The organism is Mesorhizobium sp. CA8, assembly GCF_020164955.1.
GTDB lineage: Bacteria > Pseudomonadota > Alphaproteobacteria > Rhizobiales > Rhizobiaceae > Mesorhizobium.
Map to the genome: position 1 here is coordinate 84,451 of NZ_JAIUHG010000025.1, position 20,640 is coordinate 105,090.

At 63.1% G+C, this 20,640-nt stretch carries 17 protein-coding genes; 11 read left to right on the top strand and 6 right to left on the bottom strand.

The window, feature by feature from the left end; translation table 11 throughout:
- Positions 1-162 precede the first annotated feature (162 nt).
- The 3 genes from LB553_RS23915 (at position 163) to LB553_RS23925 (ending at position 2,755) form a co-directional block, all read left to right on the top strand.
- Entirely contained in the window at positions 163-879 is a 717-nt protein-coding gene (locus tag LB553_RS23915; protein ID WP_224516749.1) for a response regulator, read from the top strand.
- Entirely contained in the window at positions 876-2,285 is a 1,410-nt protein-coding gene (locus tag LB553_RS23920) for an ATP-binding protein (protein WP_224516750.1), read from the top strand. Before LB553_RS23915 ends, LB553_RS23920 begins: the two co-directional genes overlap by 4 nt.
- Before the next feature lie 95 nt (positions 2,286-2,380).
- Positions 2,381-2,755, top strand: coding sequence for a YciI family protein (locus LB553_RS23925; protein WP_224516751.1), 375 nt, complete (start codon positions 2,381-2,383; stop codon positions 2,753-2,755).
- A 20-nt stretch (positions 2,756-2,775) separates the two neighbouring features.
- On the opposite strand, the gene LB553_RS23930 is transcribed toward LB553_RS23925, so the two are convergent.
- The gene (locus LB553_RS23930) at positions 2,776-4,254 is read right to left on the bottom strand and encodes a pyridoxal phosphate-dependent decarboxylase family protein (RefSeq protein ID WP_224516752.1); all 1,479 of its coding nucleotides are present in this window, start codon (positions 4,252-4,254) and stop codon (positions 2,776-2,778) included.
- A gap of 75 nt (positions 4,255-4,329) precedes the next feature.
- A complete protein-coding gene (locus LB553_RS23935; protein WP_224516753.1) occupies positions 4,330-5,415 on the bottom strand; it encodes a PLP-dependent cysteine synthase family protein in 1,086 nt (361 codons plus the stop codon).
- 242 nt (positions 5,416-5,657) lie between these two features.
- Between LB553_RS23935 and LB553_RS23940 the strand changes: the two genes are divergently transcribed.
- Positions 5,658-7,658, top strand: a complete 2,001-nt coding sequence (locus LB553_RS23940; protein ID WP_224516769.1) for a transcriptional regulator — start codon at positions 5,658-5,660, stop codon at positions 7,656-7,658.
- Positions 7,659-7,704: 46 nt separating this feature from the next.
- Here the strand turns inward: LB553_RS23940 and LB553_RS23945 are convergent, their stop codons facing one another.
- The 4 genes from LB553_RS23945 to LB553_RS23960 form a co-directional block, all read right to left on the bottom strand.
- Positions 7,705-8,742: an MBL fold metallo-hydrolase gene (locus LB553_RS23945; RefSeq protein ID WP_224516754.1), complete on the bottom strand. Its 1,038-nt coding sequence runs from the start codon at positions 8,740-8,742 to the stop codon at positions 7,705-7,707.
- 109 nt (positions 8,743-8,851) lie between these two features.
- Positions 8,852-10,033 (bottom strand): choline ABC transporter ATP-binding protein, encoded by a 1,182-nt coding sequence (choV, locus tag LB553_RS23950; protein ID WP_224516755.1) that lies wholly within the window; start codon positions 10,031-10,033, stop codon positions 8,852-8,854.
- Positions 10,030-10,884 (bottom strand): choline ABC transporter permease subunit, encoded by an 855-nt coding sequence (gene choW, locus LB553_RS23955; RefSeq protein WP_224516756.1) that lies wholly within the window; start codon positions 10,882-10,884, stop codon positions 10,030-10,032. The genes choV and choW overlap by 4 nt, the downstream gene beginning before the upstream one ends.
- A 123-nt stretch (positions 10,885-11,007) precedes the next feature.
- Positions 11,008-11,943 (bottom strand): choline ABC transporter substrate-binding protein, encoded by a 936-nt coding sequence (locus tag LB553_RS23960; RefSeq protein WP_224516757.1) that lies wholly within the window; start codon positions 11,941-11,943, stop codon positions 11,008-11,010.
- A gap of 250 nt (positions 11,944-12,193) precedes the next feature.
- On the opposite strand from LB553_RS23960, the gene LB553_RS23965 reads away from it, so the two are divergent.
- The 7 genes from LB553_RS23965 to LB553_RS23995 form a co-directional block, all read left to right on the top strand.
- Positions 12,194-12,805: a thymidine kinase gene (locus tag LB553_RS23965; protein WP_224516758.1), complete on the top strand. Its 612-nt coding sequence runs from the start codon at positions 12,194-12,196 to the stop codon at positions 12,803-12,805.
- Between the two features lie 279 nt (positions 12,806-13,084).
- Positions 13,085-14,173 carry a hypothetical protein gene (locus tag LB553_RS23970; RefSeq protein WP_224516759.1) on the top strand — a complete coding sequence of 363 codons (1,089 nt, stop codon included), beginning with the start codon at positions 13,085-13,087 and terminating at the stop codon, positions 14,171-14,173.
- Positions 14,174-14,202: 29 nt separating this feature from the next.
- Entirely contained in the window at positions 14,203-15,348 is a 1,146-nt protein-coding gene (locus tag LB553_RS23975) for a hypothetical protein (protein ID WP_224516760.1), read from the top strand.
- A 24-nt stretch (positions 15,349-15,372) separates the two neighbouring features.
- Positions 15,373-17,283: an AAA family ATPase gene (locus LB553_RS23980; protein WP_224516761.1), complete on the top strand. Its 1,911-nt coding sequence runs from the start codon at positions 15,373-15,375 to the stop codon at positions 17,281-17,283.
- A gap of 222 nt (positions 17,284-17,505) precedes the next feature.
- Complete coding sequence (locus LB553_RS23985) at positions 17,506-18,804, top strand: DUF6638 family protein (protein ID WP_224516762.1); 1,299 nt, start codon at positions 17,506-17,508, stop codon at positions 18,802-18,804.
- A gap of 218 nt (positions 18,805-19,022) precedes the next feature.
- Positions 19,023-20,147 carry a DUF2333 family protein gene (locus tag LB553_RS23990; RefSeq protein ID WP_224516763.1) on the top strand — a complete coding sequence of 375 codons (1,125 nt, stop codon included), beginning with the start codon at positions 19,023-19,025 and terminating at the stop codon, positions 20,145-20,147.
- A 308-nt stretch (positions 20,148-20,455) separates the two neighbouring features.
- The coding region (locus LB553_RS23995; protein WP_224516764.1) for a formate--tetrahydrofolate ligase at positions 20,456-20,640 on the top strand (185 nt) is incomplete at its 3' end.

Here is a 20,640-nt window from a genome sequence, read left to right on the forward strand (position 1 = left end):
TGAAATTTTTCACGAGTTTTTCCCAACTGTAGAATTTTGTTTCCGGATTGTTTCTGGGGAATCCGCGCAGCGCGCGATCGCGGCCACTGGCCAAGATGTGGCCCGAATTCTATCGTGTGGGTGTTTCGCGAAGAACGTCCGGCAAAGAACGATAGGTTTCGAGTGAAATCCGATGCGCACATACTGATCGTCGACGACGACAAGGGCATACGCGACCTGCTGCAGGAGTTCTTCCAGAAGCGCGGCCTGCACACCACGGTGGCCGGCGACGGCACCGAGATGGAAGCGGTCCTGCGCCGCACGCCGGTGGATCTGATCATTCTCGACGTGATGCTGCCCGGCAAAAGCGGGCTTGAGCTTTGCCGCGAGCTTCGCGCCAATTACACCACGCCCATCATCATGCTGACCGCGGTGACGGAAACGACCGATCGCGTCGTGGGCCTCGAAATGGGCGCCGACGACTACGTGCCCAAGCCCTTCGATCCGCGCGAGCTTCTGGCCCGCATCCGCGCCGTGCTGAGGCGCAACGGCAGCGCCGAGCCGCGTCGCCCCACCACCAAGCAGGTCTACCGCTTTGCCGGCTGGACCATGGACTGCGCGCGGCGCCGCCTGACGGCGCCCGACGACGTGCGGGTGGAGCTGACGATGGCCGAGTTCAACCTGCTGCAGACCTTCGTCAAAAGCGCGCAGCGCGTGCTTACCCGCGAGCAGCTGATCGAGCTGTCCGGCGGCGACACCGGCTACAGCTTCGACCGCAGCGTCGATATCCTGGTGAGCCGCTTGCGCCGCAAGATGGAAGACGACCCGAAGACGCCCAAACTGATTCTGACTGTGCGCAGCGGCGGCTATCAGTTCCTGCCCGAGACCACGTCCGAATGAGACGCTTCCTGCCGCAGACCCTGCCAGTCTGGGTGCTGCTGATCGTCATTGCCGGGCTCATGATCAGCCAGGTGACGACGCTCTACATCGTGGCGCGCGACCGCGCCGCCGCCAACAGCATCGTCGATCTCTACCGGCTGAACGACCGCGCCTACTCGCTGGTGCAGCTGTTGCATGACGCCCCGCCCGAAGAGCGCAAGGCAATCGCGTCCGGCCTGTTCAACTCGACCTATGCGCTGACGGTTTCGGACACGCCCGCCGTCACCTCTTCGATCGCCGGCGACGACGAGCTGGCCGAGCTTGAGGACATCCTGGTCGGCCGCCTGTCGAAATTCGGCGTCACCGACGCGCGCGTGCGGCGCGATCCGGCCACCCAGGAGGCCGACGTCCCGGACGGCCAGGCGGTGAACAAGGATGTCGGCCAGGTCGAGCGCGACCTGCTGGTTCTGGCCGCGGATTTCGCGCAGAGCGACAAGCTGACCGCCTCGCTGCGCTTTTCCGACGGGCAATGGCTGAATTTCACCGAGCCGATCACGCCGGCGGGACCGATACTGAGCGTCGACAGCCTGCCGCTCTACTCGCTGATCGCCGGTTTGATCGTCATCATGTCGATCTGGTCCCTGCGCCGGTTGACCGCGCCCTACCGGATGATGGAAACGGCGGTGAAGCGCATCGGCAACGACCTGAAAAGCCCGCCGATCGCCGAAAGCGGCAGCCGCGAGATCCGTGCCGCCGCGAAGGCGATCAATGCCATGCAGATGCGGCTGCGCGATTATGTCGAGGATCGCGAGCACCTCGCGGCGGCGCTGGCGCATGATCTGCGCACGCCGCTGACGCGCATGCGCCTGCGCCTTGAACTGCTGCGCAAGTCGTCGGCGCGCGAGGCGCTCGCGCACGACCTCGCCGATATCGAAAGCATCGCCAGCTCCGTCATCGACTTCGCCAAATTCGAGGTGACCGAGGAAAAGGCCGAGCGGATCGATTTCTGGTCGCTGGTGGAATCGGTGGCGGACTCCTTCGACGGCGCGTCCTTCGACGAAGACGTGGTCCCTTCGCGCGGCCTGATCTGCATCGCGCGGCCGGTAGCGCTGCGCCGCTGCGTCACCAATCTCATCCAGAACGCGGTGACTTACGGCAAGAAGGCGCATCTGGGCGTGCGCCGATCGGGCGACATGATCACGCTGTCGATCCGCGACGAAGGCCCCGGCATCCCGCAGGCGAAGCTGGATGCGGTGTTCGGCTCCTTCGTGCGGCTGGAGGAATCGCGCAACCGCACCACCGGCGGCCTCGGTCTCGGCCTGACCATCGCCCGCAATATCGCGCGCGGCGCCGGCGGCGAGGTCAATCTTTCCAACTACCCTGGTGGCGGCTTGTTGACGGAGCTACGGCTGCCGTTGGCAACTTGAGTCAGGAGTGGGCTTTGTCCTCCACCGGCGCCACTGGATCAGTCGAGCCATCCTTGTGATAGTGCGGCCCACCTGGTTACGAGGGAAATCCGCCCATGTTCTACGCCGTCCTGGCCTATCACGTGGAAGACACCGTGCAGTCCTGGTCGCCCGACGAGGATGCGGCGCTGATGAAAGACCTGCTCGAGCTCAACGACAGGCTGACGCGCGAGGGCAAGCTCGGGCCGGCGGCGAGGCTTGACGTCACGGCAAAGGCGGTGACGCTGCGCGGTCCCGGCGACGGCATGGTCATTGACGGCCCCTTCGCCGAAACCAAGGAGCAATTGCTCGGCCTCTATGTCCTCGACTGCGCGACCCAGGACGAAGCGATCGCCGCGGCGCGCGATCTCAAGCGCGTCAACCCCACCGCCGTCTACGAGATCCGGCCGATCATGCTCTATCTGCCCGGCGCCACGCTGAGAGTAAGCTGAGACAGCTTCCCGGGCATGCTTCAGACCGGTGTCGCGGCCGCGATTTCCTGTCCCAGCCGGAGCACCTCGCTGACCAACAAGTCGAGATCGTCGCGGCGGGTGCGGTGATTGGCGATTGCCACTCTCAGGCAATGCCGGCCCTGCACCGTGGTGTCGGACAAGACCGCGATGCCCTCTTCCTGAAGTCTCAGCATGATCTCGGTGTTGAACGCCTTGAGCTTTTCCTCCGACGCGCCATCCAGCCGGTGGCGGAAGCTGACGATGTTGATGATGGTCGGCGACATCAGTTCGAGCGCCGGCTCCGCCTCGATCAGCCGGGTGAGGTGGCGTGCCTGGGCGATGTTCTGATCGATCAGGCGGCCGAACTTCTCGACGCCATGCTCCTTCAGCGCCATCCAGATCTTGAGCGCGCGGAAGCCGCGCGATGTTTGAAGTCCGTAATCGTGCAGCCACTCTCCGGACGCCAGGCCCCGCGGCGTCGATTCCAGATATTCCGGCGTGACGGCAAACGTATTGCGGTGCTGGGATGCGTCCCGCACCAGGGCGCAGCCGGCTTCGAACGGCGCGTGCAGCCACTTATGCGGATCGAGCGCGATCGAATCCGCCTGTTCGATGCCTGCGACGAGCGATCGGTTCTCAGGCGCGATCGCGATCAGCGCGCCGATGCAGCCGTCGACATGGAACCAGAGGTCTTCTTCGGCCGCGACGCTCGCCAGCGCCTGCAGGTCGTCGACCGCGCCGGTGTTGACCGTGCCAGCGGTGCCGATCACGCAGGCCGGCCTGAAGCCCGCCTCGCGATCCTCCGCGATTGCCGCCTTGAGCGCGGCGATGTCAATGCGCAGGCCGGCATCAGTCGAGATCCGCCGCAGCGCCCGATTGCCGAGGCCGAGCGCCTCCACGGCCTTGCGGTGACAGGAATGGACCTGGTCCGAGGCGTAGTAGCGCAACGGCTTCGGCATGGCGCCGACGCCCCGCTCGCGCACGTCGACGCCGGCCTTGACGTTGCGCGCCACGGTCAGGCCGATGATGTTGGCCATCGAGCCGCCGCTGACCAGCGTGCCGCTGGCCGAGGCGGGAAAGCCCACCATCTCCTTCATCCAGTTGACGACCTGCTTGTCCATCAATCCGGCGGCATGGTTGCCGCCGCCGAGATTGGAACCCTGGATCGCGGCCAGGAAGTCGCCGAGCGCGCCGGTGAAGTTGCTGGATCCCATATACCAGGACCAGAAACGCGGATGGATGTTGCCCATCGGATAAGGCATGAGGTTACGGGCGACGTCGTCATATACGTCGGCCGCGGGCGCCGGAGATCGCGGCAACGGCGCCGAGAAGAATGAGCGCACTTCAGCCGGCATCTCGCGCCAGACCGGGCGCTCCCGGACATCTTTGAGATAGGCAATGGCGTCGTCGACGATCCGGTGCGAGAGCGCTTCCACCTCGGTCCAGTCCGGCGGATCGAGCGTTTCGTCCGCGGCCGCCGCTTCCTGAAGGCTGTCCATCCATATCTCCCGCCGGCATGTGCATGCGCAACAATGGCGACGCCGCCAAATCACGGCGGCGTCGCGTTTCTATCTTCAGCCTTCGAACTGGCAGCTCGGCGTCGAGCGCGACAGCGCCGTCTCCTCGGCGTCCATCTCGGCTTCGATGCCGTCGAAGAGCGGGCTCGACATATAGCGCTCACCGGTGTCGGGCAGCATGCACAGGATCACCGAGCCGGCTGGGGCCTTGCCCGCGATCTGCCGCGCCACGGCGAAGGTGGCGCCGCCGGAAATGCCGGTGAAGATGCCCTCCTGCCGCGCCAGCGCCTTCGCCCATTTGATGCCTTCGGGACCGGAGATCGGCACCACCTCGTCATAGTAGCGCTGGTCGATCGCTTCCTGCAGCACATTGGGGATGAAGTCGGGCGTCCAGCCCTGGATCGGATGCGGCTCGAAGGCCGGATGGCTGGCGGCCGGCGCGCCGCCGGCGTCGCGCTCCTGGGCCTTGCCGCTGCCGATCAGCTGCGCGTTCGCCGGCTCGGCCAGCACGATCTTCACCTCCGGCCGCTCGCGGCGCAGCACCCGGCCGACGCCGGCCACCGTGCCGCCGGTGCCGTAGCCAGTAACAAGCACGTCGAGACGCGACCCGGCGAAATCATTGACGATCTCGCGGCCGGTGGTTGCCTCGTGGATGGCGGCATTGGCCTCGGTCTCGAACTGGCGCGCCAGGAACCAGCCATTGGCCTCGGCCAGCTCGACCGCCTTCTTGTACATGCCGAAGCCCTTTTGGGCGCGCGGCGTCAGCACCACCTTGGCGCCAAGCATGCGCATCAGCTTGCGGCGCTCGATGGAGAAGCTGTCGGCCATCGTCACCACCAATGGGTAACCTTTCTGCGCGCAAACCATGGCAAGGCCGATACCGGTGTTGCCGCTCGTCGCCTCGACGACGGTCTGGCCAGGCTTGAGCTTACCGCTGCGCTCGCCTTCCTCGATGATGTTGAGGGCCAGCCGGTCCTTCACCGAGGCCGCCGGATTGAAGAACTCGGCCTTCACATAGATCGTAGCGTGACCCGGCCCGAGATTGTTGATGCGGATGACCGGCGTGTCGCCGACCGTATCGAGAATGGTGTCGAACAGACGGCCGCGCCCGGCCGTGGTCCTGATTTTCAACTGATGCAACATGGGCTTTCTCCTCGAAATCTCACGCGCCGGTTACAAACCGGCGGATTGGGCGGCGCGGTTTCGACACCTTGCCGCGTTAGTTGCGAGTGACTTGCCGGCAATTCGGCAAAGGCCGCGTCCGGCTCGAAAGTTCGCCGCCGGATGCGCCCTGTCGTGTTTGGTGATAGAACATGGACCAACTGTTCGACGTGGGAGCGAGCGTGGAAACGGACGTGGAATCCGTTCGGTCGACTCTGAAAGGCATGGCAGCCCGCCTTTCAATCAGGCTGCTCGGCCCGCTTGCGATCATGCGCAACGATGTTCCTGTGGTGTTGCCATCGTCACGCAAGCTGCGCGCGCTGCTGGCCTATCTGGCGCTGGCGCCCCATCCGGTCAGCCGCAGCCGCCTTTGCGAACTTCTCTGGGACGTGCCCAACGATCCGCGCGGCGAGCTGCGCTGGTGCCTGAGTAAGCTGCGTGCCGCGCTCGACGAACCGGGCTTGCGCCGGATAGAAACGGAAGGCGACACCGTGGCGCTTCGCCTCGGCGATGTGAGCGTCGATGCCGTCGAGGCAGCTGCCGCGGTGGCGGGCGGGATCGAGACACTTGGCCTCGACCGCCTGCGGACACTTGCGCTACTATTCGCCGGCAACTTCCTTGATGGCCTGGAACTCGATCGCAGCCCGCATTTCGGCAGTTGGCTGACGGCGCAGCGCCGCCGTTTCAGCACATGCCATGTCGCGGTCCTGGAACACGTTATCGGCCTTATCCCACAGGGAGCCGATGAGGCCGGCCCCTATATCGACAAATGGCTGGAGCTTGCACCCTTCGACGGCCGCGCACATGTGGCGCTGCTGGAAAATCTGGCACGGCGCGGACAGATCGGCGCCGGCGAAGAGCATCTTGCCACCGCGGCGGAGCTGTTCCATTCGGAAGAGCTGGATTTCACGCCATTGCGCGAGGCGTGGCAGGAGATAAGAGCCCGGAACGCCGGCGCAACGCCATGCGCCCGATCCGGGCCGGCTTTCCCGCCCCCGGACTTGCCGGTCGCCGCGATCGAATCCGAACCCGCGGCGACGCGCCGGGCTTCGCTCGCGGTGATGCCGTTTGCGGAGAGCGCCGGCACTGGCGGCTTCCGCGGCGGCCTGGCCGACGGCCTCACGCATGACATCATCACGCGGCTTGCCAAGCTTCGCGATTTTTTCGTCATCGCCCGAGGCTCGGTCTTCGCGCTCGCCGAGAGGAACATTGCGCCGGACGACGCCGGACGCAGGCTGAATGTCGACTATGTCGCGACGGCCTCGGTGCGGGCTTTGCCGGGCCGATTCATCGTGTCGGTCGAGCTTGTCGAGGTCCGCACGGCAAGGATCGTCTGGGCAGAGACCTTCGAGCACAAGCCCGACGACATCTTCATCGTCATCGAGGATATCGGCAACAGCATCGTTTCCTCCATCGCCGCCGAGATCGCGACGGTGGAGCGCAATCGTGCATTGCTGAAAGCGCCAAACTCGCTCAATGCCTGGGAGGCTTACCATCGCGGCCTTTGGCACATGTATCGCTTCACCCGCCAGGAAAACGAGCTGGCGCAGCATTTCTTCGGCGAGGCGTTGAAGCTCGATCCTACTTTCGCACGCGCCTATGCCGGCATGTCCTTCACCCACTGGCAGAACGCTTTCCAGCGCTGGGGCGACCGCGACCGCGAGGCCGCGCTTGCCTTCGAAAGCGCCGGCCAGAGCCTGCTGGTCGACGACCGTAACCCAGCCGCCCACTGGGCGATGGGCCGCGCGCTATGGCTGCGCGGCGAGCAGGACAGCTCGCTGTTGGAACTGGCGAGCGCCGTCGATCTCAGCCCCAATTTCGCGCTCGGCCATTACGCGCTGTCCTTCGTCCATTCGCAGTCGGGCGACCCGCAATCAGCGATCGGCTCATCTGACCATTCGCGTCATCTCAGCCCCTTCGATCCGCTGCTGTTCGGCATGATGGGCGCGCGCGCCATGGCGCATGCGCGGCTCGGCGAATTCGAAGCGGCGGCCGAATGGGCGCTGAAGGCGGCCGCAAGGCCAAACGCCCATGTCATCATCCTGGCGATCGCCGCCCATTGCCTGGCGCTGGCCGGCCGGCAGGACGAGGCGCGCACCTTCGCCGCGACGATCCGCAACACCTTGCCGAACTATCGCGCCGACGATTTCATAGCCACATTCCGCTTCGACCGGGACGGTGAAGCCCTGTTCCGGAACGGCGCCAAGCTGATCGGGCTGGATTGAGCGGCCGGCCGTTTGCAGGCCGGCATTACCTGAATATCAACACACCTCAGTGCATCAGCGGGCCGCTGGCCTTCCGCCAGGCGTCGATGCCGCCCTGGATATGGCGGGCGCTGGCAATCCCGACATCCTGCGCTGCTTGCACCGCCATCGCCGAACGCTCACCGAAGGCGCAATAGAACAGGATCTGTTTGCTGGTCGACTTCGCCAGCTCATGCAGCATGCCGCCGGCGGCGATGTTTTCCTGCAGCCGCGCATAGGGCAGATGGATCGCGCCGGGAATGACGCCGTGGCGCTCGCGTTCGGACTGCTCGCGCAGGTCGATCAGCGCCACGTCGGGCCGTCCGACCAGCGCCAGCGCCTGCTCCGCGCTCACCGCCCAGCCGCGGCTGGCGATGTCGTCCTGATGCAGACCGACCCGCATATTGGCCGGCACGGCCACATCCATCATTTTCGGGTTGGACAAATTGAGATTGTTCATGATGTTCACATACTCGTCGACCGACTTCACTTGCAGGCGCGGGTTGAAGGCCTTTTCCTCGCCGATCGTCGACACGGTCTCGCCCTTATAGTCATGTGCCGGGAAGATCAGCGTCTCATCGGGCAGCTTGAGCAGGCGGCCGAAGATCGATTCATATTGCTGGCGCGGATCGCCGTTCTGGAAGTCGGTGCGGCCGGTGCCGCGAATGAGCAGTGTGTCGCCGGTGAAGACCCGGTCGGGCAGGACAAAGCTGTAGGAATCGTCGGTATGGCCGGGCGTGTAGATGACGTCGAGCGCCAGCCCTTCGATACCGAGCTTGTCGCCATCGGCAAGCCGCATCGACACCACGTCGGCCTTGGTCTGCTCGCCCATGACGGTCACGCAATGCGTCTTGTCGCGCAGCGCGCCGAGGCCAGTGATATGGTCGGCATGGAGGTGCGTGTCCACCGCTTTGACCAGCCTGAGGTCGAGCTCATTAACGAGCTGCAGATAGCGTTCGACCTTTTCCAGCACCGGATCGATGATCAACGCCTCGCCGCCGCGCCGGCTGGCGAGCAGATAGGAGTAGGTACCCGAAACGGAATCGAAGAGCTGACGGAAGATCATCTTGCGGCTCCTTGCTACAGCCGCTTGTAGCCCGACTGCCGAGTGAGTTTAAAACAAGCTGGAGGTGCCCGCCAGCGGGCCACCCAATGCTTGTTCTAAAAACCGAACCTCAGCGCCTCAGCACAGCGCTCAGCACATCGCGGATGCCGATCGCGCCGACGAAACGCGAGCCCTCGTCGAACAGAGCCACCGGAGCCGTCTGCGAGCGGTGCATGGCGAGCATCACCGTCTTCAGCGGCGTGCCGGGATTGGCCCAGAACACCTGCGCCCCTTCTTCCGGCTGGCGCTCGACATCGGCACAGGAGACCCACACCGCCGGCTTGCCATCGCGTTCGGCTGCCGCCACAAGGCCATGCTCGTCGATCTTGAAGCGCGTCGTCTTGCGCCGGTCGAGCCACACCCAGCCATTGTCGCCCTGCTCCAGGTCGCGGCGGTCCCGCATCACGTTCCACGCCGTCAGCACCGACAGCGGATTCACATTGGCAATGAAGTCGCGGACATAGTCGTTGGTGGGCCTGAGCACGATGTCTTCCGGCGCGCCGGTCTGCACGATGCGACCGCCCTCCATGATCGTGATGTGGCTGCCGATCTTCAGCGCTTCCTCGAGGTCGTGGCTGACGAAGATGATGGTCTTCTTGAGTTCCGCCTGCAACTGCAGCAATTCGTCCTGCAGCTTGGTGCGGATCAGCGGGTCCAGCGCCGAGAACGGCTCGTCCATCAAAAGGATCGGCGCCTCGGTGGCAAAGGCCCGGGCGAGACCGACGCGCTGCTGCATGCCGCCGGAAAGCTCATGCGCATATTTCTTCGACCACTGGTCGAGGTGGACAAGCTGCAGCTGCTTCTGCACCCGCGCCTTGCGCTCGGCTTCCGGCACGCCGGCAAGCTCAAGGCCGAAGCCGACATTTTCCTCGACCGTGCGCCACGGCAACAGGCCGAACTGCTGGAACACCATGGCCACCTGCTTCTGCCGCAGCCGCCGCAAGGTCGGCTCATCGCAGGTGACGACATCGACGATGCGGTCGCCGTCCTTGACCAGCACCTGGCCGCGCGACACGACGTTGAGCCGGTTGACGGCCCGCAGCAGCGTCGACTTGCCGGAACCGGACAGGCCCATCAACACCGAGATCTCGCCTTCGTGCACGGTGAGGCTGGCGTCGGCGCATCCGAGCACATTGCCGGTCTTTTCGAGGATCTCGGCACGGGTGGCGCCCTGATCGATCAGCGCCAGCGAACCGGCCTGATCGGCGCCGAAGACGATGTCTACATTCTTGAAATCAACCGCGACGGTCATTTCTTACCTCCAACGCCGATGCGGGTCATGCGGTCGAGCACGATGGCGAGCACGACGATCGCGAGGCCCGCCTCAAGCCCGAGATCGATGCGGCGCGAGCCGAGCGCCCGGTTGATTTCCGTGCCGAGGCCGCCTGCGCCGATCAGGGCGGCGAACACCACCATCGAGAGCGACAGCATGATCGACTGCGTCAGACCCGCCATGATGGTCGGCAACGCCGAAGGCAGCTCCACCTTCCACAGAAGCTGGCGCTTGGTGGCGCCGAACGCCTCGCCCGCCTCGATGATTGCCTTGGGCACCGAAACGACGCCGAGATGGGTGAGCCGAACGGCCGTCGGGATGACGAAGATGATGGTGACGATGAGGCCGGGCGCATTGCCGAGCCCGAACAGGGTGAGCACCGGTATCAGGTAGACGAAGGTCGGCAGCGTCTGCATCAGGTCGAGCACCGGCAGCATGACGCGGTAGACCTTCGGCTTGTGCGCGGCCCAGATACCGAGCGGCACGCCGATCGCCATCGCCATGGCGGCGGCCGCAACCACCAGCACCAGCGTCTGCACCGTCTGCTTCCACAGATTCTGGTTGATGATGAAGATCAGGCCGAGGAAAACGCCGATGGCGAGCGGCCGCGAACGCTGCAAGAGCCAGGCGATGATCGCGATGACCAGGGCCAAAAAAACCGGCGGCACCATGAGCAGGAGGCTCACTGCTCCATCCAGGATGAAATTCAGACCGTTTGAAAATGCGCGGAAGATGGTGTCGAAATTGTCGGTCAGGAAACCGAAGAAAGCCTTGCCCCATGGCCCGATCGGAATTTTGTAGTCGGTCAGGAATTTAGAAATCGGATCCATCTTTCCCCTCTCGGCTTCGCCGCGCTTGCCGCGCGGTCATCCTCTCACGTCTCCAGGCATATGAAAAAGGGCAGCCTCTTCAAGGGCTGCCCTTTTCCGGAAATCATGCCGGTCCCAAGCGGATCAGCCCCCGAGCGCGGTCTTGACGGCCGCGGCAGCGTCGCCGCCATCGAAGGTGGTGACGCCGGCGATCCACGGCGTCACCGCATCCGGATGCTTCTTCAGCCAGTCAGTGGCGACCGTCTGCGGGTCGCCGCCCTTGAGGATGGCGTCCATCATCTCGCCTTCCATGTCGAGATTGAACTTCAAATTGGCGATGAACTTGCCGGCATTCGGGCACTCGGTCATGTAGCCCTTGCGGACATTGGTCGAGACGGTGGCGGCGCCGAAGCCGCTGTCGCCCATGCCGCCGAGATAGGTGATCTTCATGGCGCCCATCACCGGATGCGGCGTCCAGCCGAGGAAGGCGATCCATTCATTGTTCTTCATCGACTGCTCGGCCTGCGTCAGCATGCCGGCTTCCGAGGATTCGACCAGTTCGAAGCCGGCAAGGTTGTCGGCCGGGTTCTTGATCATGTCGAGGATGATGCGGTTGCCGTCATTGCCGGCCTCGATGCCATAGATCTTGCCGTTGAACTTGTCCTTGAACTTGCCGAGATCGGTCAGCGTCTTGACGCCGGCATCCGCGACATAGGTCGGCACGACGATGCCGTAGCCGGCGCCGGCGAGGTTCTGGCTGACGGTCTCGACCGAGCCGTCGGCGGTATAGTCCTTGATGTCGTTGGTCATCGAGGGCATCCAGTTACCGAGGAAGACGTCGAGGTCCTTGTTCTTCAACGACGCATAGGTCACCGGCACCGAAAGCTGTATCACCTGCGGCTCATAGCCGAGCGCGGTGAGCAGCACCGAAGCCAGGCCCGTGGTGGCCTGGATGTCGGTCCAGCCGACGTCGGAGAGCCGGACCGCCTTGCAGCTCGCCGGATCGCCGGCATAAGCGGCAGTCGTGGACAGAAGCGCCGCCAGGCCGAGGCCTGCGACGAATGATTTCATACGCGACATAAACTTTTCTCCCATTGGAACTTTGAGGCAAAGCGAAGTCACGGTTCTTGCGCCCGCCTTGTTTCGTCAGCCAAACACCATTTTGAAGCTGTTTCAAGCGCTTCAACATCACGACGAACGGCGCGCGCTGGTCATTAAGCGACATGACAGGCTTTTGAACGACATCGAGTTTTAGACGGCAGGGAGTTTTTGGTGGACGGAGCCCCGGGCCCCCTCCCCGTGCGCCGACATGTGAGCTTAGAAGGACGGCATGGCCAAGCTTTACTTCCACTACGCGACGATGAACGCCGGCAAGACCACCATGCTTTTGCAGGCGTCCTACAATTATCGCGAACGCGGCATGGCGACGATGCTGTTCGTCGCCGGCCACTATCGCAAGGGCGACAGGGGGTTGATCTCTTCGCGCATCGGTCTCGAATCCGAGGCCGAGATGTTCCGTGACGGCGACGATCTTTATGCCAGGGTCGCCGAGCATCACCGGCATGCCCCGGTGCATTGCGTCTTCGTCGACGAGGCGCAGTTCCTCGAGGAGGAGCAGGTCTGGCAGCTCGCCCGCATTGCTGACCGTCTGGGCATTCCGGTCATGTGCTACGGCCTGCGCACCGACTTCCAGGGCAATCTGTTCCCCGGCTCGCGGGCGCTGCTTGCCATCGCCGACGACCTGCGCGAGGTGCGCACCATCTGCCGTTGCGGCCGCAAGGCGACGATGGTGGTGCGCCTGGGACCCGACGGCAAGGTGGCGAGGCAGGGCGAGCAGGTGGCGATCGGCAAGGACGTCTATGTCTCGCTCTGCCGTCGCCATTGGGAAGAGGAGATGGGCCGGGCAGCGCCCGACGACTTCATCGGTTTTGTCAGCCGCTGAGCCGGAAGGCTGCCGGTCGACGGGTAGCGCAAGAGATTTGCCGGCGCTGTTTCGTCGCCTTGGCCGTCCGTGAAAACAATAACTTAGGCATATAAGGCGAAGCTGTTCGACGGTGGCGAGCATTACTGGCCGCCATGCGCATGCTTGCCTTGTCTTTCAAGGACCTAACCAGTTCTTTTGTTTTGACGTCCCTCCTTGTCTTCCTTCTTTCAATCCCTTGAAGCCCCACATATATTCGCCGCCACGACACGGAAACGGATGCCCAAGCGGGAGGCCCCAATGGCGACATTGCAGAATTTCGATGCCGAAATTGCCAAGACCAAGCAGGTCGTTCAGGACATGCGCACCAAGATCGAGCAGTCCGGCACCGTACTCGACACGCTCGCCCAGGCCGACAAGAAGATCGGCGACGCCAATTTCGATATCGAGAACGCCCGCATCGAGGACGTGCTCAAGCAGCAGAAGGTCATGGAAGGCAACATCGCCGACCTGATCATCGGGCTCGAGGACGCCACCAACGTCTTCGGCGCCGAATTCGAAAGCATGAAGAACTACACCGGCTGGGAAAACTTCGTCGGCGTCTTTTCGGCGCAGCGCAAGCAGCGCATGCGCACCGACCGCGTCCGCAACATGTCGCTGGCCGGCAATCTGCAGGAGCTTTTGGCGAAGTCGGATACTATCGTCGGCATCTTGAAGGCGCAGAAGCAGATCCTCGACCAGCGCTACAAGACCTCCGAAGCCAGCCTGTCGCAGGTGATCGAGCGCCGCAAGACGACCATGTCCAACCTCGAAGCGGTGCAGAAGCGCATCGAGGAATTGAACCCTCTGCTGCTCGACATCGAAAACAAGATCGCGTCTTCCACGACCCAGAAGGAGCGCACCGAGCTTGAGGGCGAGCGCTCGAAGATGGCGACCGAATACAACGAAAAGCAGGCCAAGGAGCAGGAGCTGCTGGCCGAAAGCCAGACGCTGGAGCGCTACACTTCGATGTTCCAGACTTTCGTCGATTCGCTCAACAACCAGATCGCCGCGCAGTCGACGCTGATCAACAAGCTGACCATCGACACCGAGCAGCGCATCGTCCTTTACAAGGCGCTGGAAGATTCGCTGAAGACCGCTGCCCAGCAAGACGTCGCCCACAAGATCAACACGCTGGGCAGCCAGGTCGACAACACGGCCGAGGAGACGATGGCCGGCATCGGCGCCGCCTCGCAAAAGCACATCGGTGACCTGCTGGAGATGCATGAGAAGAACATGGTGGCTTCAGCCGACATCCAGCGCCGCAAGAAGCTTGCCGACGATGCTTTCGCCCGTCGCTTCGACGATGTGATGAAGAAGCACAATTCGGCAAACTACGTGCAGTCGTAGGGCGCTGACTTCATTTCCACGGCAGTCCCATGACACCTGAGAACGACGCGGCGGCACGCTATTTCTCCGCCATCACGGCGGCGCTGAGCGGGCTGGAAGTGTTCATGCGTGACGATCACTCGCCGCTTTACCGGCACGGCATCGTCGCCAGGATCGTCGCCGAATATATCGCGCGGCTGGACAAGTCCTTTGCCTGCTGGCGCAACCGGCTCGGCTTCATGGACACCTTCCGCATCTCGCGCGCCGAGAGCGGCTATCCGATGTTCCAGAACCTGCTCGAATTGGAAAACGACCGTCAGCAGGCGGATGCCCGCCTGGCCAACATCCCGCAGGCCGGCGAGCTGCGCGAGGAGATGGCCGATTTCATCCTGCGCCACAAGGAGTTTCCCGAAGCGCTGCAGAAGTCGATGGCCGAGCGGCTGTATCTGGAGGATGTCAAGAGCGAGGCGACTTTCGGTCCCTTCACCCTGGCGCAGACGGCCAAGGTCTCGGTCAACCCGAAGACCATGCGGCCCTATTATCTCGTCCACTGGGCAACGTTCGACGGCAGCGCCAACCTGCCGCTGGTCTATATGGTGACGGTGGAGGATTCCTCCGAAAGCATGGTGCGCCAGCTGGTCGACGTGAACGGCAAGCTGAACGAGAAGGTCGATATCCCGCTTCCCGTCGACGGCCTGCTCAACCCGGAGCTTGCGCACCGCTTCGACGATTTCACCGAGAAGAACTCGGCTTATACGCTCTCGCCGGCGACGATCGCCGTCAATCTCGACAAGGATTTCGAGCCGTTGCACCCCAAGCAGCTGCGGCGCGTCGTGCTTGGGCCCTTTTATTCGGCCGGCATCACCGAGAACAATTCGACCGTGGCCGAGGTGCTTGCCAAGGTGCGCAAGCCGGACAACGCCTGGCTGCTCACCTGGACCATCCAGGAGGTCTTTTCCAAGAGCGAGAAGCCCGGCCGCAAGGGCCTGTTCTCCAGCGAGAAGACCACGCAGGAATTCTTCATCAACACCGACGACCTCGAAGCGGCGCGCCAGGGCGTGTCGAGCTACGAGAACCATGCGCTGATCCCGCACGAGGCCTACCAGGCGCTCTATGCCGCCGGCGAAGCGCAGAAGATCTTTTCCGGCTACCAGGTCCACATCCTGTCCAACGGGCAGGTCATCAGCGACGTCTGACCGTCAAACCGCGGAGCATCCTTCATGGACACCGGCCTGACAACGATCTCGGAAGCAGCAATCGAGAAGCACCGCGCGACCGCGCAGAGCTTCATCACCCGCTTCGTCGTGCTGGAGAACCCTTCGCGCGTATCCGGCACGGCGCTTGCCGGCACCAACCGCCGCTTCGTCTCGACCGTGTCGGTCGGCTCGGTGCGGCGCACGCGCGAGGTCGAGCTCACCAAGAGCGTTGCCGCGATCCATCCCGACGACCAGTTGATGACGATCCCGCAGCACACGCTGCTCTACCGCGCCCGGCGCGGCCTGGCGATCGCGCTCGCCATATCCGACGTCTTCGCCGAGGGCTCCGATCTCGAAAGCCTGCAGGCGAAAAACATGCGTGCACCGCTGGAAGGCGACGAGGCAGCCACCTTCAAGAAGCTTCTGTCGGCTTCGGCTTACGTCTCCGCCTTCAGTTTCGCTTCGTATCTCGTCCAACTGATCGACAGCGATGGCGAGGCGCCGAACGACATCCCCGAGCCCGACTTCCTGTTCGACACGCCGCAGGATGCGGTGAAGTCGATCGTCGCCGGCCTCGACAAGGCGATCGTCGGCTCGAAGGATGACGCCGACCTGACGACGCGGGCGCGGGCCTTTGCCCGCCTCGCCGTCGACGGGCTTCTGGCGCGAAAAGGCCGCTTCGACGGCATCGGCTCGTTCGAGAACGCCCATATCCGCATCGATGTCGACGATTTCACCCTCGACGGCTTCGACGTTGCGCCCGGCAAACGCGCCAAGCCGCTGGTGATGACCTTCAAGAAGCCGGAGGAAGTGGTCGGCAACCACATCGCCAAATATCAGTCGATCAAATTGGCCAAGATGCTGATGGCCTACGACTTCGAGCGCGAGCTGAACCCCTTCGTCGAGCTCGGCGGCTTCCTGTTCACCTTCATCGGCGACGGAGCGCCGGGCACCGGCAAGACGACGCTGATCCAGATGATCGCCGGCCTCGTCAATGGCTACTGCCAGGTCGCTGGCTATCCTTTTGCTTATGAGAATTTCGGCGTCGACCAGATCTCGTCCTATCAGGGCAAGTCCGGCCAGAACTGCCGCCAGTTCATCAACAACGTGCTCAATCCGCGCGTCATCGGCTTCGGCACCATCGACGACATCGATCAGGTGGCGGCGCGTCGTTCCGACGACCGCGCTTCGGCCGGCCAGCAGGAGATCACCGGCGTTTTGATGGACGCCTTCGCCGGCGCTTCGACCGTGGTGCGCGGCAACTGCTCCTTCGGCATGTTCTCCAACTATCCGGAAAATGTCGACGACGCGCTGCGCCAGCGCGCCGGCGCACGCTGGCTGGTCGACGGCCCGCAGACGCGCGACGACTATATCGACATCTTCGTGCTGCTCGCCGGCAAGAACCACAAGATTCCGCTCGGGGACCACGAGCTCTATGCCGCGCAGGAGATCCAGCGCGCCGTGGCCGAGGCCTATGAAGAGCACGAGAAGCCGCAGGAAGACGGGCTGATGAAGGTCTATGAGCGCTACATGAAGCAGAATGGCGCGCCGAAGACTATGGCCGACGTCGGCACCTATCTGCACATGATCAAGGACGCCGAGCCGCGCTTCACCGGCCGCGCCATCAAGAACGTCACCGACGCGATAAAAATGCGAGCCATGGACATCGAGCTTCCGGACGACTGGTTCGAGAAGCCGGAAGCCTTCATGCACAAGAGCTACGACGACAAGAAAGCGATGATCGAGGAACTGCGTGGGCCGTTCTCGATGGACATGGTCATGCAGGAGATCAACCGCTACGCCGATTCCGAATTCCGCTATTCCGACAAGTCGGATGATGCAGCAGTAGAAAAGCTCCTGCGCGACGCCAGGTTGCGCGAGCGCGCGGCGCGCGAAATGGAGGAGTTGAAGAAGAAGGGGGCGTGGAATGCGTGAGTTGCGCCTTCCCCTTCTCCCCTTGTGGGAGAAGGTGGATCGGCGCGATAGCGCCGAGACGGATGAGGGGTGTTCCAGCGGAGTGAGACGCTGGCATTCCCTGGAGCACCCCTCATCCGGCCGCTTCGCGGCCACCTTCTCCCACAGGGGGAGAAGGGAAGGCTGCGCCGCCCCTCATCCGCCCTCCCGGCACCTTCTCCCCGTAAACGGGGAGAAGGACAGGTGAAGAAAAACCCCGACCTCCTGCGCGACAACGACCTGATCTACGGCCGCTTGCTGACCGTGGACGAGCCGCATCTCATCCAGCGCTACAACAAGGCGCTTGCCGCTTTCGGTCTCGAGCCGACCAGGCTCAAGAGCTTCCAGATCGACCGCACCGGCTTCTCACCCGAAATCGCCGAGGAGTGCGGCGACTATGACTATCTCGATCCCAACGAGGTCAACCGCCGCTTCATCATCCTGACGCCGTCGCAGATCGACCTGCCGGTGGTGCACACCGCCTTCTCCAACACCTCGCAGCTGATGTTCGAGTTCATGTCGAAGAACCGGCGCGCCATCGACGCGCTGACCATCAAGGACGTCATCTACGGCGAGATCGAGGACTCGGTCCCCAAGGTCAACGACATCGAGGACCTGCTGTCGATCAACCAGGTCGAGTTCAAGGTGCTGTCGGCCGAAGACGTGCTGGGCAAGGCGGCCGAACTCGGCAAACTGGTCGACCGGCTGAAGCAGGAGCCCGACGCCTGGCGCGACAATGCCATGCTCCAGCGCATGGTCGATCTCGCCAAGATCTGCGGCGACATCCGCGAGAACGCGCTGGTGCCGGACCAGGTGATCTTCCGCCACAACGCCTACTGGACCAGCCATTTCGGCGGCCTCTATGTCTTCGTCGACCCCGATATGACGACGGTGATCAGCGATCCGGCCGCTCCCGGCTTCCGCCGCTCGCGCCCCTGGCAGGTGAGCTATCTGTCGATCAACGACGCCGACAAGGTGTTCGGCTTCCTGGCCGCCACCGGCCGCCTCGACCTGCCGCGCGCCTCCTGGATCGAGACTTCCGGCTATCTCGAACACCGCGCCGAAATGGTCGTGCGGACGCTGATCCGCGACGCCGAGCCCAATCGCAATCTGACCGATGTCGACAAGGTCTGGCTGCAGACCTGGATCCTCGGCCATGCCGACCTGATCGCCAGCGACGGCAATTTCCCGTTCCTCAACGCTGCCAAGCGCGAGATCGCCCAACTCGGCCATCTCAAGATCGAGGACGTGCCGCCGCGCCAGCGCTTCCTGGTCGTGCGCGCCAAGCCCGAACACCCCGATGCCTGGCTGATCAACCAGCTGATCTCGGATTTCGTGCCGCAGGACTTCGTTTCGCGCTACGTCTTCAACAAGCCCGGCTTCTACAAGGATGATGACGGCTTCAGCGACGCCTGGCGAAGCCATGTTGTGGACGTTCTGAAAACCACATATTTGAAGGACAAGACGGCGTTCCGCGCGCGCCTTTACGGTTTGACTGACTAGAGCATGATTCCGAAAAGTGGGAACCGGTTTTCGGGGGAAATCATGCTCCAACAAAGAGTTAGATCAGGATGACGTTTCACGAAACGTCATCCTGATCTAGAGCAATTCCAGGAAAAGTGTGGGCGGTCTTCCGCCCGGAATTGCGCCAAAACAAAGGGTTAGGGCAGATCGCCGTTTCCCTTGAAACGGTGAAATGCTCCAAGGGGGTGACGAGAGCCATGCTTGACCCGATCGTGAACTTCTTCACCCGGATCTTCCAATGGATCGGCCGCGGCATTGGCTTGGCCATCGGCGCCATCCTGTGGCCGTTCATGTGGGTCGGCCGCTGGTACGGACAGCGTGGCTGGATACTGAAGGTTGTGGTCGGCCTTGCCATTCTGGTATTGATCGGCCTCTACGCCAATTTCTTCTACGCCACCCAGTGGTGGAACAATTTCAACCCGAACTATCCCGACACCTACACGTTCGAGAAGCGCAGCGTTTCCGCCGGCGAGCAGGTTTCGGCCGGCAGCGGCACCGACACGGCTAAGACCTGCGGCAACTCGGCGATCGCCCAGGTCGCCGCCGATCTGACGGATTTCAACGTCAATCAGAATGCCTGGGTCTCGTCGATGATCCTGTACAAGCTCGGCCTGTTCGGCATCAACTGGGACAACACGCCGTGGATGGACAACAAGGCCTCCTTCCAGCGCGGCATCAATCAGGCGGTGCGGCGCACCGCGACCGAGCTTGCCGACAATCTCGGCCGCGTGCGCACGACCTCGCAGATCGACGCCGACCTGCAGGACGCGCGCGGCAATTTGCAATTCGACGAATACACCTGGTATTTCGGCCTGAATCCGTTCGGGCCCAAGACGCCGACGCCGAGCTATTATCGCGACGCGGTGCGCAAGCTGCACTCCTTCAACGCCCGTCTCGCCACTTGCCAGGCGACCTTCGACGCCCGCGCCGACAATCTCAAACAGTATATCGACCGCATCGCCAGCGACATCGGCTCGACCTCCGCCATCCTCAAGGAGCGCGCCGAAAACCACAACAATGGCTGGTTCGATACTCGCGCCGACGACCGCTTCTGGTTCGCCTATGGCCAGCTCTACGCCTATTACGGCCTGATGAAGGGCTCCCAGGCCGACTTCGAGGACGTGATCAAGGAAAAGCACCTGCAGAATCTGTGGGACACGATGGACCAGCAATTCGTCTCGGCGCTGCGCATCCAGCCCTTCATCATCGCCAACGGCCGCGAAGATGGCTGGCTGTTGCCGACGCACCTGACGACGATGGGCTTCTACATCCTGCGCGTGCGCTCCAACATGGTCGAGATCAGCAACGTGCTGACGCAATAGCGGCGCGTTAAGCCAAGACGGCGATGGTGGATTTGCGCCGTCGCCTCTGTCGCTTTTCGCGTATTCAGCGGCTGTTTTGAGACGGCGGAACGGCCTTCGCTCTGGCTTCTATACGCCGCAAGCGACCGGGCCGAAGACCCGAACGGGTCGGACCGGGAACAGCAGTACTTTCTTTGCAGGAAACTTAGTTGCATGGAAGTTGACGCCGCGGCTGCGACAGGGTTAGAACTTGCCCTTGCGTCCGCGCGGCGTTTCGAACATGCACAGATGATCAAACCCTCCACCGTCCAATCCAGAGGAAAGCCGTCATGGCCGAAGTGAAGTCCGACATCGAGATCGCGCGCGGCGCCAGGAAGAAACCGATCCAGGAGATCGGCGCCAAGATCGGCATCCCGAACGAGCATCTCTTACCCTATGGCCACGACAAGGCGAAGGTCTCGGCCGAGTTCATCAAGTCGGTGAAGGGCAACAAGAACGGCAAGCTGATCCTTGT

What these genes read in the sequence shown, in the direction of transcription:
- LB553_RS23920 (WP_224516750.1), top strand. Translation starts at nt 876, where the DNA reads ATGAGACGCTTCCTGCCGCAGACCCTGCCAGTCTGGGTGCTGCTGATC.
- LB553_RS23925 (WP_224516751.1), top strand. Translation starts at nt 2,381, where the DNA reads ATGTTCTACGCCGTCCTGGCCTATCACGTGGAAGACACCGTGCAGTCC.
- LB553_RS23930 (WP_224516752.1), bottom strand. Translation starts at nt 4,254, where the DNA reads ATGGACAGCCTTCAGGAAGCGGCGGCCGCGGACGAAACGCTCGATCCG.
- LB553_RS23935 (WP_224516753.1), bottom strand. Translation starts at nt 5,415, where the DNA reads ATGTTGCATCAGTTGAAAATCAGGACCACGGCCGGGCGCGGCCGTCTG.
- LB553_RS23940 (WP_224516769.1), top strand. Translation starts at nt 5,658, where the DNA reads ATGGCAGCCCGCCTTTCAATCAGGCTGCTCGGCCCGCTTGCGATCATG.
- LB553_RS23945 (WP_224516754.1), bottom strand. Translation starts at nt 8,742, where the DNA reads ATGATCTTCCGTCAGCTCTTCGATTCCGTTTCGGGTACCTACTCCTAT.
- choV (WP_224516755.1), bottom strand. Translation starts at nt 10,033, where the DNA reads ATGACCGTCGCGGTTGATTTCAAGAATGTAGACATCGTCTTCGGCGCC.
- choW (WP_224516756.1), bottom strand. Translation starts at nt 10,884, where the DNA reads ATGGATCCGATTTCTAAATTCCTGACCGACTACAAAATTCCGATCGGG.
- LB553_RS23960 (WP_224516757.1), bottom strand. Translation starts at nt 11,943, where the DNA reads ATGTCGCGTATGAAATCATTCGTCGCAGGCCTCGGCCTGGCGGCGCTT.
- LB553_RS23965 (WP_224516758.1), top strand. Translation starts at nt 12,194, where the DNA reads ATGGCCAAGCTTTACTTCCACTACGCGACGATGAACGCCGGCAAGACC.
- LB553_RS23970 (WP_224516759.1), top strand. Translation starts at nt 13,085, where the DNA reads ATGGCGACATTGCAGAATTTCGATGCCGAAATTGCCAAGACCAAGCAG.
- LB553_RS23975 (WP_224516760.1), top strand. Translation starts at nt 14,203, where the DNA reads ATGACACCTGAGAACGACGCGGCGGCACGCTATTTCTCCGCCATCACG.
- LB553_RS23980 (WP_224516761.1), top strand. Translation starts at nt 15,373, where the DNA reads ATGGACACCGGCCTGACAACGATCTCGGAAGCAGCAATCGAGAAGCAC.
- LB553_RS23990 (WP_224516763.1), top strand. Translation starts at nt 19,023, where the DNA reads ATGCTTGACCCGATCGTGAACTTCTTCACCCGGATCTTCCAATGGATC.